Source organism: Candidatus Competibacter phosphatis (genome assembly GCF_012939995.1).
GTDB classification, from domain to species: Bacteria; Pseudomonadota; Gammaproteobacteria; order Competibacterales; family Competibacteraceae; genus Competibacter; species Competibacter phosphatis.
Window position 1 is genome coordinate 111,341 of record NZ_SPMZ01000016.1, and the last position, 12,850, is coordinate 124,190.

Genomic DNA, 12,850 nt, shown 5'->3' on the forward strand with positions numbered 1-12,850 from the left:
GGCCATGGTTCGACTTCAACTCATCCGGGTTAGCAACGGTCGCGCCAGCGTCAGGGCGGCGACGAAACTGGCCACCACGCCCAGACTGACCGTCAGGCCGATGGCATGCAGCGCCGGCAGCGTGGACGTGGACAATAGAATGAACACGGTCAAGGCCGAACCGCAGCACACCAGCAGCGCGTGCAGGGTGCGGCGGCGCGCGGCCGGATCGGTGCCGGGCCGGCTGAAGAACAAACCATAATCGACGCCGATGCCCAATACCAGCAGCAGCGAAACCAGATGGAACAGCGACAGCCGTTCGCCCAGCGCCAGCAGCGCCGCCACCACCACGACCAGCGCCAGCAGCACCGGCAGCAGCGCGGCGGCGACCCGCCGCCAGGATCGTAGCCCGACCCAGACCACCGCCACGATCAGCGCGGCGCCCCAGCCGAACCGGATCAGGGCGGTATCGCGGAAATCCGCCACCAGCCGGTTGGTTTCGATCCGCAGATCCAGGTAATGCGCCTGGCTGTCGGTGGCTTGCGGCAGGTCGGCGATCAGGGCGCGTGCGTCCCGCACCCTGCTCAGCGGCAGCAGCGCGGTCCAGCCGCGTTCGCCGGCCAACAGCAGGGCATCGAGCCGCATGCCCAGCAGGGTGCCGCGCAGATCCTCGGGGCGCAACGGCGGCGCGGCGCGCGCGGCGGCGACGGCATCGAGAAAGGGTTGAAACAAGCCCGGCCTGAACGGCAATCCCGCCGTGGCGATGGCCAGATTGGCTTCCAGCATTTCCGGTGTCGGCAACCGGGCCAGCCGTTGCCGTTGGGTCTGCTGACTGGGTAGATAGCGCATGGGGCCGTCATGGCCGTCGAGCGCGCCTTCCGCTTGGCGGGCGTCGAGCCAGGCGGCGATGCGTTCGCCGTGGCGCAGCGCTGTTTCCGCGTCGGGCGCGGTGATGACGATCAGGCGGCCGACTTCCGGCGCACCCAGCGCGGCGCGCAATTCCTGATCCAGCCGCAGCAGCGCGCGCGGCACCGGACTGAGCGCGGCGATATCGTTTTCCCACAGCGGCGGCGCCCGAACGATCAACACCGCCAGCAGCAGCAAGCCCACGGCGCCGAACGCCAGCGCCAGTTTCGGGCGCGGTTCGAGCAGCCAATCCGCCCAGGCGCCGACCTCGCCGGGACGCGGCGGAATCCAGTCCGGCGGCAGCAGCGCCGGCAACAACCAGCGCGCGGTCGCCACGGCGGCGGCGATGCCGGCGATGGTGAAGACGCCCAACTGACTCAGGCCGGGAAAATTCGGGGTGATCATCGCCAGACAGCCGAGCAAAGTGGTCACCGCGCACAGCCGCAGGGTCGGCCACAGTTGGCGCAAGGTTCCTTCGACGGTTTCCCCAGCGCCTCGGTGGCTGAACAGATAGGTGGGATAATCCAGCGTTTCGCCCAGCAGGGTCATGCTGAAGGCCAGCGTGATCATGTACATCTTGCCGAACAGCAGATCCACCGCCGCCGCGCCGGCCAGCAGGGCGGCCAGCATCGGCAGCGCGCCGGCCCAGACCGTGCGCGGTGACCGGTAAACTCCGATCAGGAGCAAGATCATCGCCGCCATGGCCAGCGTGCTGCGCAGTTCCGCCTCGGCGCGAATCTGGTCCTTGGCCAGTGTCGCCAGCACGCCGGGGCCGCTCATGGCCAATTCCACATGGGTCCCCGCGCCGGCGGCGGCCAAGCCCGCGCGAATCGCCGCCACCGCCGCGTGCTGGCCGGCCAGGTCGTAGCCGGAGGCGTGGGTTTCGGCCAGCAACAGGGCGCGCGCGCCATCGGGCGAGAACCACACGCCCAGCCGTTTGGCCGGTTCGTTGACCCCGCTCCGCCACACCCTCAGCAGGGTGAGCAGTTCACCGGTCGGGTCCGCCGGCAACCAACGTTTCTGAAGTACCGCCAGCGGCGATTGCAATTCCCGTAATCGTTGTTCCAGCGCGGCGTGCAAACCCTCGGCGGTGAAGCGTTCCGGCGTGACGGTCGGGCTGAGCGGATAGCGATGCTCGAACAGCGCCTGCAATTCCGCCTCGGGTAGCGCATCCGCGCCGTTGGCGACCCGCGCGAACTGGCCACTGTCCCGCAGCCGTTCGGCCAAACGGCGACTGACAGTGGCGCGCGCCGCTTCGGAGTCGCCCGTCAGGCCGATCGGAATCAGGCGGGTGGTCGGGCCGTTGCGCAATTGTTCCAGCAGCAGATCCGCGACCGGATCGCCACGCGGCACGAATACGCTCAGATCGGCGGTTACCGGAGTGGTCGCCACGATCCAACCGCAGCCCAGCGCGGCCAGCAGCCAGAGCAGTGGAATCCACCAGCGGCGGCGGCGCTCCGCTGGCTGCGTGGGAATGGAACCGGGGGAGTGAGGCTTCACCGTGGGCTCACCGTCATCAGGCTACGGTCACCGTCGGCTTCCAGCGTTTCCACGCTGTCGATCCAGGCCGCGTGGCCCCGGATGACGATGGCGGTCAGATACTGGGCGAATTCCGGTTCGCGCGGGATAAGGCGCAGGCTCCAGTCGGCGGGCGTTCCCTGAAAATCCAGCCGATAGTAGCGCTCCAGCGTGGTCCGGTCGCCGGCCTGGGTGGCGCGAATCGCTTCGACGAAGGGCCGCAGTTGCGGGTAACCGTTCAGATCGAATTGCCGGCGGCCGTCGGTCGGTGTTTCGACCGTCAACCAATGGTCGTCGGCTTCGTATTCCTCCGGCTGTGGTTGCAAGGTCTGTTTGCGCAGATAGGCCGGGGCGCGGTAGTACAACACCCCACTGCTCACCAGTGGCTCTTGCAAGATGGCGAGCGTCTTTTCCTCGCGAAAGGCCGCTTGCACCGCCGGTACCGCCGCCAGCGCCCGCATGACCTGATCCAACGCCTCATCGGCGGCCGACAGCCCCAGCGGCCAGCCTCCCAGTAACAACAACAACCAGCCCCAACGCTTCATGATGCTGTTTCCGCCGTCGCTTGCGGCGCGATGGCGATGCGGGCTTCCGCCAGTAGGCGGCCGGCGGCGCTGACCTGAATCGCGTAGAGGCAATGGGCCTGATCGCCCAGCAACAGTTGGGCGGCGACTTCCAGGGGCTCGGCGATGCCATCCAGATCGGTGACGAACCAGCGGGCGTCGCGCAGCGCGGCCAGATAACCGGGCGGCGCCGTTTGGCCGGCGGCGCGGGCGCGCAAACCACCGTGAATCGCCGCCGCCTGGCCGCCGTACTCGAAAGCCATCACGGCCGGCAGTCGACCCTGTCGCCGCAGCGGATTGGCGGGATCGCGATGGGTTTCGGTCACGCAGGCGATGGATTGCCCGTCCCAGGCGGTCACCTCCTCCAGCAGGCACATGGCGCCGGCGTGCGGAATCAGCGCCTGAATTTGGTTCTTGTCGATCAACGGGGGGGTTCCAGATGCCTCAGGTGATTCGGGCCAGACTGTGGCGGTTGCCGGTCCAGCGCGACCAGGTTTTGCCCACTGCGTACCAATGCAGGTAGTACGCTTCCAAGGCCAGTCGCCAACAGGTCCAGGGATCGCGGCGCAAACGCTCCTCGGCGGCGCACAATACCGGTTGCAGACCCAGGCCGCGCGCCAATGCCTGACCGCGGGCCAGGTGATAACGGCTGCTGACCAGCACGAAGGGACGCTCACGCAGATCGGCCAGCAATTGCCGAGCGTTGCGCAGATTGTCGAGTGTGTTCAGGGATTGATCCTCGATCGCCAGGCGGGAGGCGGGAATGCCGAGTTCGAGGAGCCATTCCCGGCCGCGTTCGGCTTCACTGACGCGACCGCCGGTGCGACCGCCGACCAGTAGGATGCGTTGCCGGGGATCGGCCTGGTACAACGCGGCGGCGCGGCGCAGTCGGCGGGCATGGCCGGGCGCCACTTGGTCGTCTTGCAGGCGGGCGCCCAGCACCACCACCCAGTCGCCTTCGACGCCGGCGTACGGTGTGTCGCGGGCGATGCGCCAGACGCGACGCAACCACCACAGCCCGCTCAGGCCCAAGGTTGCCAGCAGCAGCAGATTGGATAGCAGCAAGGTGGTCAGGCCGTCCCAACCCATGCCGCGCTGGCGGACGAAGCGCTTGGCGGGTGTCGTGGCCGGTTTCATGATCCGTCTTCTTCCCAGTAGTCGTAAAAATTGAACCAGTTATAGGGTGCGAGACGCGCGTAATGCGCCAGCCGGTCGGCGTAGCGCTGCACCCAAACACCGAGTTGCTCCCGGCGCTGGTGCCGGTCCAGAACGATATGCTCGGCCAGTGGCTCGAAATGGATGTCGTAGCGGTTGCCGCCTCGGTACAGGCCGAAGCACAGAATCACCGGGCAGTTCATGAGCGCCGCCAGCAGCATGGGGCCGATCGGCAAGGCGGTTTCCTGGTCGAGAAAGCGGCAGGGAACCGCCTTCTCGCCCCGCGCTACTCGATCCCCCAGTGCGCCGATCATGTCGCCCTGCTCCAGGCTTTCCTGGACTTTCAACAGGGTATCTGGCGTGCCGATGGGGATGATGGTTTGCGCCAGTGTCGGATTCAAGGCATCCAGCAATTGGGTCATGGCCCGATTGTGGGTGGTGTTCATCAAGATTTTGATGGGCAGGTGGCGCAAGCTCACGCCGAGCGCCCGCAAGGCGTCGAAACTGCCCAAATGCGACCCCAACAGAATGCAGCCTCGACCGGATGCCGCCTGATCCAGAATACGTTGGCCGCCGAAAATCTCGATCTCGAATTGCTCCAGTCGCCCCGTCAGAAAATAGACCCGATCCAGAATGGTGGCGGCGAAGCAGTGGATATGGCGAAACAGATCCCGCCAGCCCGGCTCGCGGCCCAGTGCCCGCCGCAGATAGCGTCGGGAGCTACGCCGTGCCGCCGTGGCGGTTATCAGAAAATACAGGGTGATGGGATAGAGTAGAACACGGCCCGCAGGTCGGCCGACATGCAGGGCGATCCAGCAGATCAATCGCAGTGCCAGCGGATTGCCTCGCTCCGGCAACCGTGCCCACTGCTGGCTCATGCACGACCTGCTCTCGATGTGGTGGATGCGATGTGGTCGCTCATTATCGATTCGCCCGTGCGGCCTTTGGCCAGGAGCGCGCCGGTTTCGGGTGACGACTCCCAGCCGTCCGGCCAAGGCGCGCTCTCCGGTTGCGCCAGTAACCGATCCAGACGAACGAAGCGAAAACCGCGCGCGCGCAGCCCGTCGATCGTCAGTTGCGCGGTCTCCAGCACCTGCTGGGGTTCGAAGCGCGCCACGCCATAATAGAGTTCATGCAACAGAATGATCGAACCGTTGCGCGCCCGGCGGACGACACGAGCCGAAATGCGCGTCGGGTCGCGGTACAGCCCTTCCAGACCGCGCACGTCCCAGGCGATGTTGCCAAGGCGCAGACAGGCCAACGCCTTGGCCAAACCCGGACACGATGCCCCGACCGGCGTCCGCGCGAAGCGTGGGGCATGGCCCAGAATTTCGGTGAAGGTGCGGTTGGCCGCCTCGAATTCGGCGACGATCCCCTGGGTGGATGAAAACGCCCAACCATGGCCATGCTGGTTGGAATGATTGCCGATCAAGTGAGCGTCGGCGGCGGCTTGCGCCACCAGGGCCGGATATTGCCGGGCCGCCTCGCCCACGAAGAAAAATACGGCGCGGATTCGTTCGCGTCGCAGCAGTTCGAGCAGCAATGGGGTGATGGCGGGATCGGGGCCGTCGTCGAAGGTCAATGCCACCCAGGGTTGGTCGGCCGGACCGCGACATACCGCCCGCAGATAGAAATCCAGGCGCGGCACCAACGCGCCGATTGCCAGCAGCACGATGTAGAACCCCGCCAACCCGGTCAGCAACCAGGTTCGGCCCGGACTGGCGTCCACCAAGGCCAGGGTCAGGCCAAACGCGCTCATGACCCAGGTGGTACTCCACGCAAATCGACTCATCGGTACCGATCAGATCAGCAACAACCGGATGATTTTACTTGCCCATCGGCTCGGGCCACGGGCGCGGAAACAGCATTCCTCGCGGCGATCGATGCCTAACGGGCACGGCATTGCGCGATATGCGCGCTCAGGGCGCGCAGCGAGGCGAACACGCGCCGGTTTTCCTTGTCGTCGGAACGCAATTGAAAGCCATAGGTTTTCGAAATCGCCAGCGCCAGTTCCAGGGCATCGATGGAATCCAGGCCGAGCCCTTCGCCGAACAACGGTTCTTCGGGAATGATTTCTTCCGGGCTGATATCTTCCAGGTGCAGGGTCTCGACCAACAGTCGAGCCACCTCCAACTCGAACGGCGAGAGAACATCCATGGGTGACCTCGTCAGGATGGGGGATGTGGGCGCAACAACGCTATCGACGCTTGTGAATTCGAGCATAAACTATACCATGGCTTATCCGAAAAACTTCTCATCGCCCGGCCTCATCGAATGCCCGGGAGCACGATTCCCCAACCCGAACGGCTCGAACCCGGCACGGTCTCTCGCATTCATGAGCAGCGATAATCCTTTCTATTCATAGCGATTGTAAGACGACGCGCATGTTTCCTTTCCAGGTCGTCTATCGCGACGAAACGCAAGCCGCCCGCGCGCTGGACGACGAGCGCTTGTTGGCGCTGATTCGATTTCGGAAGCCGGCCGCCCCCCTGATAGATCCGCGATCCGGCGTCATTCCCTTGCCCGAACTGGGTGGAAGTTCGACCGTCGAGGTCTGGCTCAGCGCTCAGCCGGTGCGCGTCGGGGTTACCCACGGCGTGAGTCACGCCGGCAACGATACCGTGCTTTTTCTCCAGTGCCGTTTGGACGAGTATGCGCCCGATGCCTTGCAACCCCTGACCGCCATGGCCTATCGGCGCTTGTTCGCGGCGGCGCGCGAACTGGGCTACCCGCACCTGCTGCGGGTCTGGAATTATTTCCCCGCCATCAACCGGGAATGCGGTGGGCTGGAACGCTATCGGGCGTTTTGCGCCGGTCGGCATCAGGCGTTGGTGGCGGAACTGACGGAGTTCGAGACGCACCTGCCGGCCGCTTGCGCCATCGGCACCGACGAGCCAGGATTGCGGCTGTACGCGCTGGCCGGTCGGACAGCGGGAATCCAGATTGAAAATCCGCGGCAAACCAGCGCCTTTCACTACCCGCGCCAGTACGGGCCGCGCAGTCCCTCGTTCTCGCGCGCCGTGCTGAAAGCCTGGGGAGAGCGACATCACCATCTTTATATATCCGGCACGGCCAGCATCGTCGGCCACGCCAGCCAACATGTCGATCTGATGGCGCAACTGGACGAGACGCTGTTCAATCTGCGGGCGCTGCTTGCCCAGGCCAACCGTCTGATGCCGGAACCGCTGCGCCCGGCCTTGCTGAAGGTCTACTGCCGGTCGGATCTCGACTTGGCGGCATTGCGACAGCGGATCGCCCAGGCGCTCGACGCCGATCCGCCGACCTTGTTCCTGCAAGCCGACATTTGCCGTCGGGAACTGCTGATCGAAATCGAGGGTCTGGCGGTTGGTTCCGCTTCGTAAAATCACCCTCAGGATGCCTGCTCGTGAAATCCGACCAACCGTTGAAACCCCATCCGGTGCTGCCCGAGTACTATCCGGATTTGGCCCAGCGCCCTGCTTTTGTGCGCGGACTGTTCGACCGTACCGCCGGCTATTACGATCGGGTCAACCTCTTACTGTCGTGGGGATCGGGCAGTTGGTATCGGCGCCACGCGCTGGTCCGCGCCGGTCTGCGGCCCGGTATGAGCGTGCTGGATGTCGCCATTGGCACCGGTCTGGTGGCTCGGCAGGCGTTGGCGATCACCCAGGACCGGCGGGCGGTGGTCGGGCTCGATGTCAGCGCGGGAATGCTGGACGAGGTGCGCCGCCTGCTGGATATTCCGCTGGTGCAGGGGCAAATGGAGCAATTGCCGGTCGCCGATGAGCGTTTCGATTTCGTCAGCATGGGCTATGCGCTGCGCCATGTCGTCGATCTCAATGCCACCTTTCGCGAATTTCAGCGGGTGCTGAAGCCGGGCGGCGTGCTGCTCATCCTGGAAATCGCCCAGCCCACCACGCCGTTGAAGCGCACGGCCCTCAAATTCTATCTGGGCCGGGTGATTCCGCTGCTCGGCCGCTTGAGCACCGGCCAGCGGGAGATGCAGACCTTGATGCGCTATTACTGGGACACCATCGAGAATTGCGTTCCCCCGGACACCATCGTCCAGGCCATCCGCGACGCCGGTTTCGCCGAAGCGGGCTGCGATGTGGAATTCGACCTGTTTCGCGCCTATTTCGGCCGTAAGGGATAACGGTCGTCCTGTCGCCGGTTCGCGCATGAAAAAGCCCCGCCGAAGCGGGGCTTTTTTTGCAGATGGAAGCGTGAGACGCTGACTTACATCATGCCGCCCATGCCGCCCATGCCGCCCATGCCGCCCATGTCGCCCATGCCGCCCATGCCGCCNCCGNNGTCCTTCTTCGGCAGTTCGGCGATCATCGCCTCGGTGGTGATCAGCAGCGCCGCCACGGAGGCCGCGTTCTGCAACGCCGAGCGGGTCACCTTGGTCGGGTCCAGAATGCCCATCTCGACCATGTCGCCATATTCGCCGGTCGCGGCGTTATAGCCGTAGTTGCCGGACTGTTGCAGGATCTTGTCCAGAACCACCGAAGGCTCGTCGCCGGCATTGCCGACGATCTGGCGCGCGGGTTCTTCCATGGCGCGCAACGCGATGGAGATGCCCACGTCCTGATCGGCATTGTCGCCTTTCAGGCCCTTGATGGTCTGCAGGGCGCGAATCAACGCCACGCCGCCGCCGGCCACCACGCCTTCCTCGACCGCCGCGCGGGTGGCGTGTAGCGCGTCTTCGACGCGGGCTTTCTTCTCCTTCATTTCGATTTCGGTGGCCGCGCCGACCTTGATCACCGCCACACCGCCAGCCAGCTTGGCCACCCGCTCCTGCAACTTCTCCTTGTCATAATCGGAAGTGGCTTCCTCGATCTGGCGGCGAATCTGCTCGACTCGGCTCTGGATCTCGTCGGCCTTGCCGGCGCCGTCGATGATGGTGGTGTTTTCCTTGCCGACCACGATCTTGCGGGCCGTGCCCAGATCGGACAGGGTGGCTTTCTCCAGAGTCAGCCCGACTTCCTCGGAAATGACCTGGCCACCGGTCAGGATGGCGATATCCTGCAACATGGCCTTGCGACGGTCGCCGAAGCCGGGGGCCTTGACGGCCGCGACCTTGACGATGCCGCGAATGGTGTTGACCACCAAGGTCGCCAGGGCCTCGCCTTCCACATCCTCGGCGATGATCAACAGCGGCTTGCTGGCCTTGGCCACGCCTTCCAGCAGCGGCAGCAGGTCACGGACGTTGGAAACCTTCTTGTCGTACAGCAGGATGTACGGGGCTTCCAGCTCCGCGCTCATGCTCTGCTGGTTATTGATGAAATAGGGGGAGATATAGCCGCGGTCGAACTGCATGCCTTCCACGACATCCAGTTCGTTGTCCAGGCTCTTGCCTTCCTCGACGGTAATGACGCCTTCCTTGCCGACCTTCTTCATGGCGTCGGCGATGATCCGGCCAATGGCTTCGTCGGAGTTGGCGGAAATGGTGCCCACCTGGGCGATGGCCTTGTCGTCGGTGCAGGGCTTGGAAAACTTCTTCAGTTCCTCGACCGTGGCGCCGACCGCCTTGTCGATGCCGCGCTTGAGATCCATCGGATTCATGCCGGCGGCGACCGCCTTCATGCCTTCGCGAACGATGGCCTGGGCCAGCACGGTGGCGGTGGTGGTGCCGTCGCCGGCCACGTCGGAAGTCTTGGACGCGACCTCTTTCACCATCTGCGCGCCCATGTTCTCGAACTTGTCGTCCAGTTCGACTTCCTTGGCGACCGACACGCCGTCCTTGGTGACGGTGGGGGCACCGAAGGACTTGTCCAGCAGCACGTTGCGGCCCTTGGGACCCAGGGTGACCTTGACGGCGTTGGCCAGCACATTGATACCGCGCACCATGCGCGAGCGGGCGTCGTCACCGAACTTGACTTCTTTTGCAGCCATTTTCTAATTCCTCTGAAACCGTTTTGAGAGATTCGAATGCGGAAATTCGGGAAGGGAGACGCTTACTTCTCGATGATCGCCATGATTTCGTCTTCGCGCATGACGATCAGATCTTCGCCGTCCACCTTCACTTCGCTGCCCGAATACTTGCCGAACAGGACCAGATCACCGGCCTTGACGTCCAGCGGCCGTACATCGCCGTTTTCCAGCAGCTTGCCCCGACCCACCGCCATCACCGTGCCGCGCGAGGGTTTTTCGGCGGCGCTGCCCGGCAGGACGATGCCGCCCGGACTCTTGGTTTCCTCTTCAACACGTTTGATCAGCACCCGATCGTGCAGCGGACGAATGTTCATTGATGAAATCTCCTGGGGATTTTGAGGTTCGGGGACTTGAGGCTAACGCTGGTTTGTTAGCACTCGGCTTTAGTGAGTGCTAATCATAGTCAGCGAAAACACTCTGTCAAGGGCTTGGCGCTGAAGTGGGGAGGCGTGGGAAAATTTCAAGGGCACGGCGGGAAGAAAATTGCCGCGACCGGAGTCTATCGTTACGCTCGCTGGAGCAAGCTGGGTCCGAATCGCCCTTGTGGCGCAAGCTTCCCCGCCTTCCGTTTTTTCGAATAGGAGCCCTCATGGATAGCCAACCGCTGGTGGTTTTTTGCACCTGCCCGGATCAAGCCAGCGCCGAGCGCATCGCCGCGACCGTGGTCGAGGAGCGGCTGGCCGCCTGCGTCAATATGCTGCCGGGGCTGACGTCGGTCTACCGCTGGCGGGAACAAATACAACGGGATACCGAACTGTTGCTGCTGGCCAAAACCCAGGGTGCGGTCTATCCGCTGCTGGAGGCGCGCATCCGCGAGCTGCATCCTTACGATGTGCCGGAAATCATCGCCTTGCCGGTGCGAATGGGATCATCGGCATATCTGGACTGGATCGCGGCCAACACGGGAGCATCGGCATGAGGCAGCGCCGATGGGCCGGGTTTGGGCTGATATTGTTGCTGGCGCTGCTGACTGGCCCGGTCGTCGCCGGGCTGTTCGATCGCTTCGGCGGTGCTTCGCAAGAGCGGATTCTCGACGCCGACCAAGCGTTCCAACTGACCGTCAGCGCCGTCGATCCGGTCACCCTGGAGGCTCGGTGGATCATTGCGCCCGGCTACTACCTCTATCGCGATAAATTCAAGCTCGTTTTGGTGGATGACGAGGAAACGACCATCTCCCGGATCGACATCCCACCCGGCGAACCCAAGGAAGACCCGTATTTCGGTCGCCAGGCGGTGTTTCACCACGAAGCGGTGCTGGTCGCCCACCTGCGGCGCGAACCGGGCGGCGCGCAAACCCTGCGGATCAAGGCTGATTACCAGGGCTGCGCCGAAGTCGGGGTCTGCTATCCACCGCTGAGCCAGACCGTGACCGTCGCTTTGCCGGCGCCGGGCTCGCTTGCGGAGACCGCCGACCAGCCCGCGCCCACTCCGCCGACCCCGGCTGGAGAGCGGGTTTCGGAGACGCTGGCAACGCCGGTTCCCGCCCTCAACGAACCGGAGCCGGAGCAGGACCGGCTGGCGCGCCTGCTGGGCGAGCAGCGGTTTCTGGCGATTCCCGCCTTCTTCGGTTTCGGCCTGTTGCTGGCATTCACCCCCTGCGTGTTCCCGATGGTGCCGATTCTGTCCAGCCTGATTGCCGGACAAGGCGCGAAACTGACCCGCCGACGGGCGATCCTGCTGTCGCTGGTTTACGTGCTGGCGATGGCATTGACCTACACCGTGGCCGGCGTGCTGGCGGCGCTGCTGGGGCAGAACATCCAAGCATGGTTCCAAAATCCCTGGGTCATCGCCGTGTTCAGTGGCATGTTCGTGCTGCTGGCCTTGTCCATGTTCGGCCTGTACGACTTGCAGTTGCCCGCCTACCTGCAACACCGCTTGGCGGAGTTGAGCAACCGCCAACGCGGAGGTCAGTTCGCTGGGGTGGCGATCATGGGCTTCCTGTCGGCGCTGATCGTCGGACCCTGCGTGGCTCCGCCGCTGATCGGCGCACTGACCTTCATCGCCGTGACCGGCGACCTGGTATTGGGCGCTGCGGCGCTGTTCGCGCTGAGCCTGGGCATGGGTGTGCCGCTGCTGGTGATCGGTGCTTCCACTGGGCATTGGCTGCCGCGCGCCGGGCATTGGATGGAGCGGATCAAGACGGTGTTCGGCGTGCTGTTGCTGGCGGTGGCGCTGTGGCTGCTGGAGCGGATTCTACCGGCGGCGGCCGTCATGGTGCTGTGGGCGACATTGTTCATCGTCACCGCCACTTACATGGGTGCCCTGCAAGCGGTGGCGCACGGCGCTCCGGCCTGGCGCACCCTGGTCAAGGGCCTGGGCATGGTGCTGTTGATTTACGGCGTGCTGTTGCTGATCGGCGTCGCCGCCGGCGGTCGCGATCCCTGGCAACCGTTGCGTGGGGTCGGGTTCGTCGCTCAGTCGGCCAACGCGGCGCAAAGCCCGCTGTTTCGCCCGGTCAAGACCTTGGCCGATGTCGACCAGGCGCTGCGTCGGGCGGCCGGGCGGCCGGTGCTGTTGGATTTTTACGCCGACTGGTGCGTGAGCTGCAAGGAACTGGAGCGCGAAACCTTCGCCGACTCCACGGTGCGGGCGGCGCTGGCCGGGATGGTGACGCTGCGGGCCGATGTGACCGCCAACGACGACGACGATCGGGCGCTGATGGAAAAATTCGGCATCATCGGTCCGCCGGCCATCCTGTTTTTCGGCCCGGATGGGCGGGAACGCCGCGAATACCGGCTGGTGGGATTCCTGAGCGCCGAAGCCTTCGATGCGCATCTGCGGACGCTGCTGGCCGCACGGGGTTGACGCGATGTACC

General features: G+C 64.7%; 13 protein-coding genes. 4 read left to right on the forward strand and 9 right to left on the reverse strand.

Features of this window, described 5'->3' with window-relative positions:
• Positions 1 to 15 precede the first annotated feature (15 nt).
• The 7 genes from E4P82_RS23090 to E4P82_RS06000 all read right to left on the reverse strand — a co-directional run bounded on the left by E4P82_RS23090 (position 16) and on the right by E4P82_RS06000 (position 6,278).
• The gene (locus E4P82_RS23090) at positions 16 to 2,385 is read right to left on the reverse strand and encodes an MMPL family transporter (RefSeq protein WP_169248040.1); all 2,370 of its coding nucleotides are present in this window, start codon (positions 2,383 to 2,385) and stop codon (positions 16 to 18) included.
• Positions 2,382 to 2,948, reverse strand: a complete 567-nt coding sequence (locus tag E4P82_RS05975; protein ID WP_169248041.1) for a LolA-related protein — start codon at positions 2,946 to 2,948, stop codon at positions 2,382 to 2,384. The genes E4P82_RS23090 and E4P82_RS05975 overlap by 4 nt, the downstream gene beginning before the upstream one ends.
• Positions 2,945 to 3,391: a hotdog family protein gene (locus E4P82_RS05980; RefSeq protein WP_246327388.1), complete on the reverse strand. Its 447-nt coding sequence runs from the start codon at positions 3,389 to 3,391 to the stop codon at positions 2,945 to 2,947. The genes E4P82_RS05975 and E4P82_RS05980 overlap by 4 nt, the downstream gene beginning before the upstream one ends.
• Positions 3,392 to 3,410: 19 nt before the next feature.
• Entirely contained in the window at positions 3,411 to 4,103 is a 693-nt protein-coding gene (locus E4P82_RS05985; protein WP_169248042.1) for a YdcF family protein, read from the reverse strand.
• Positions 4,100 to 4,999, reverse strand: coding sequence for an LpxL/LpxP family acyltransferase (locus E4P82_RS05990; RefSeq protein WP_169248043.1), 900 nt, complete (start codon positions 4,997 to 4,999; stop codon positions 4,100 to 4,102). The genes E4P82_RS05985 and E4P82_RS05990 overlap by 4 nt, the downstream gene beginning before the upstream one ends.
• Positions 4,996 to 5,880, reverse strand: coding sequence for a polysaccharide deacetylase family protein (locus E4P82_RS05995; protein WP_169248044.1), 885 nt, complete (start codon positions 5,878 to 5,880; stop codon positions 4,996 to 4,998). Before E4P82_RS05995 ends, E4P82_RS05990 begins: the two co-directional genes overlap by 4 nt.
• A 128-nt stretch (positions 5,881 to 6,008) precedes the next feature.
• Complete coding sequence (locus tag E4P82_RS06000; protein WP_169248045.1) at positions 6,009 to 6,278, reverse strand: phosphopantetheine-binding protein; 270 nt, start codon at positions 6,276 to 6,278, stop codon at positions 6,009 to 6,011.
• Positions 6,279 to 6,505: 227 nt separating this feature from the next.
• Between E4P82_RS06000 and E4P82_RS06005 the strand changes: the two genes are divergently transcribed.
• Positions 6,506 to 7,483, forward strand: a complete 978-nt coding sequence (locus E4P82_RS06005) for a chorismate transformation FkbO/Hyg5 family protein (protein WP_169248046.1) — start codon at positions 6,506 to 6,508, stop codon at positions 7,481 to 7,483.
• Between the two features lie 23 nt (positions 7,484 to 7,506).
• A complete protein-coding gene (locus E4P82_RS06010; RefSeq protein WP_312914238.1) occupies positions 7,507 to 8,253 on the forward strand; it encodes a class I SAM-dependent methyltransferase in 747 nt (248 codons plus the stop codon).
• 83 nt (positions 8,254 to 8,336) lie between these two features.
• On the opposite strand, the gene groL is transcribed toward E4P82_RS06010, so the two are convergent.
• Both groL and E4P82_RS06020 read right to left on the reverse strand, forming a co-directional pair.
• Positions 8,337 to 9,995, reverse strand: a complete 1,659-nt coding sequence (gene groL, locus E4P82_RS06015) for a chaperonin GroEL (protein WP_169248047.1) — start codon at positions 9,993 to 9,995, stop codon at positions 8,337 to 8,339.
• A 62-nt stretch (positions 9,996 to 10,057) separates the two neighbouring features.
• Complete coding sequence (locus tag E4P82_RS06020) at positions 10,058 to 10,348, reverse strand: co-chaperone GroES (RefSeq protein WP_169248048.1); 291 nt, start codon at positions 10,346 to 10,348, stop codon at positions 10,058 to 10,060.
• A gap of 275 nt (positions 10,349 to 10,623) precedes the next feature.
• Between E4P82_RS06020 and cutA the strand changes: the two genes are divergently transcribed.
• Entirely contained in the window at positions 10,624 to 10,953 is a 330-nt protein-coding gene (cutA, locus tag E4P82_RS06025; RefSeq protein ID WP_169248049.1) for a divalent-cation tolerance protein CutA, read from the forward strand.
• Positions 10,950 to 12,839: a protein-disulfide reductase DsbD gene (gene dsbD, locus E4P82_RS06030; protein WP_169248050.1), complete on the forward strand. Its 1,890-nt coding sequence runs from the start codon at positions 10,950 to 10,952 to the stop codon at positions 12,837 to 12,839. The genes cutA and dsbD overlap by 4 nt, the downstream gene beginning before the upstream one ends.
• The last annotated feature ends 11 nt before the right edge of the window (positions 12,840 to 12,850 follow it).

What these genes read in the sequence shown, in the direction of transcription:
- E4P82_RS05975 (WP_169248041.1), bottom strand. Translation starts at nt 2,948, where the DNA reads ATGAAGCGTTGGGGCTGGTTGTTGTTGTTACTGGGAGGCTGGCCGCTG.
- E4P82_RS05985 (WP_169248042.1), bottom strand. Translation starts at nt 4,103, where the DNA reads ATGAAACCGGCCACGACACCCGCCAAGCGCTTCGTCCGCCAGCGCGGC.
- E4P82_RS05990 (WP_169248043.1), bottom strand. Translation starts at nt 4,999, where the DNA reads ATGAGCCAGCAGTGGGCACGGTTGCCGGAGCGAGGCAATCCGCTGGCA.
- E4P82_RS05995 (WP_169248044.1), bottom strand. Translation starts at nt 5,880, where the DNA reads ATGAGCGCGTTTGGCCTGACCCTGGCCTTGGTGGACGCCAGTCCGGGC.
- E4P82_RS06000 (WP_169248045.1), bottom strand. Translation starts at nt 6,278, where the DNA reads ATGGATGTTCTCTCGCCGTTCGAGTTGGAGGTGGCTCGACTGTTGGTC.
- E4P82_RS06005 (WP_169248046.1), top strand. Translation starts at nt 6,506, where the DNA reads ATGTTTCCTTTCCAGGTCGTCTATCGCGACGAAACGCAAGCCGCCCGC.
- E4P82_RS06020 (WP_169248048.1), bottom strand. Translation starts at nt 10,348, where the DNA reads ATGAACATTCGTCCGCTGCACGATCGGGTGCTGATCAAACGTGTTGAA.
- cutA (WP_169248049.1), top strand. Translation starts at nt 10,624, where the DNA reads ATGGATAGCCAACCGCTGGTGGTTTTTTGCACCTGCCCGGATCAAGCC.
- dsbD (WP_169248050.1), top strand. Translation starts at nt 10,950, where the DNA reads ATGAGGCAGCGCCGATGGGCCGGGTTTGGGCTGATATTGTTGCTGGCG.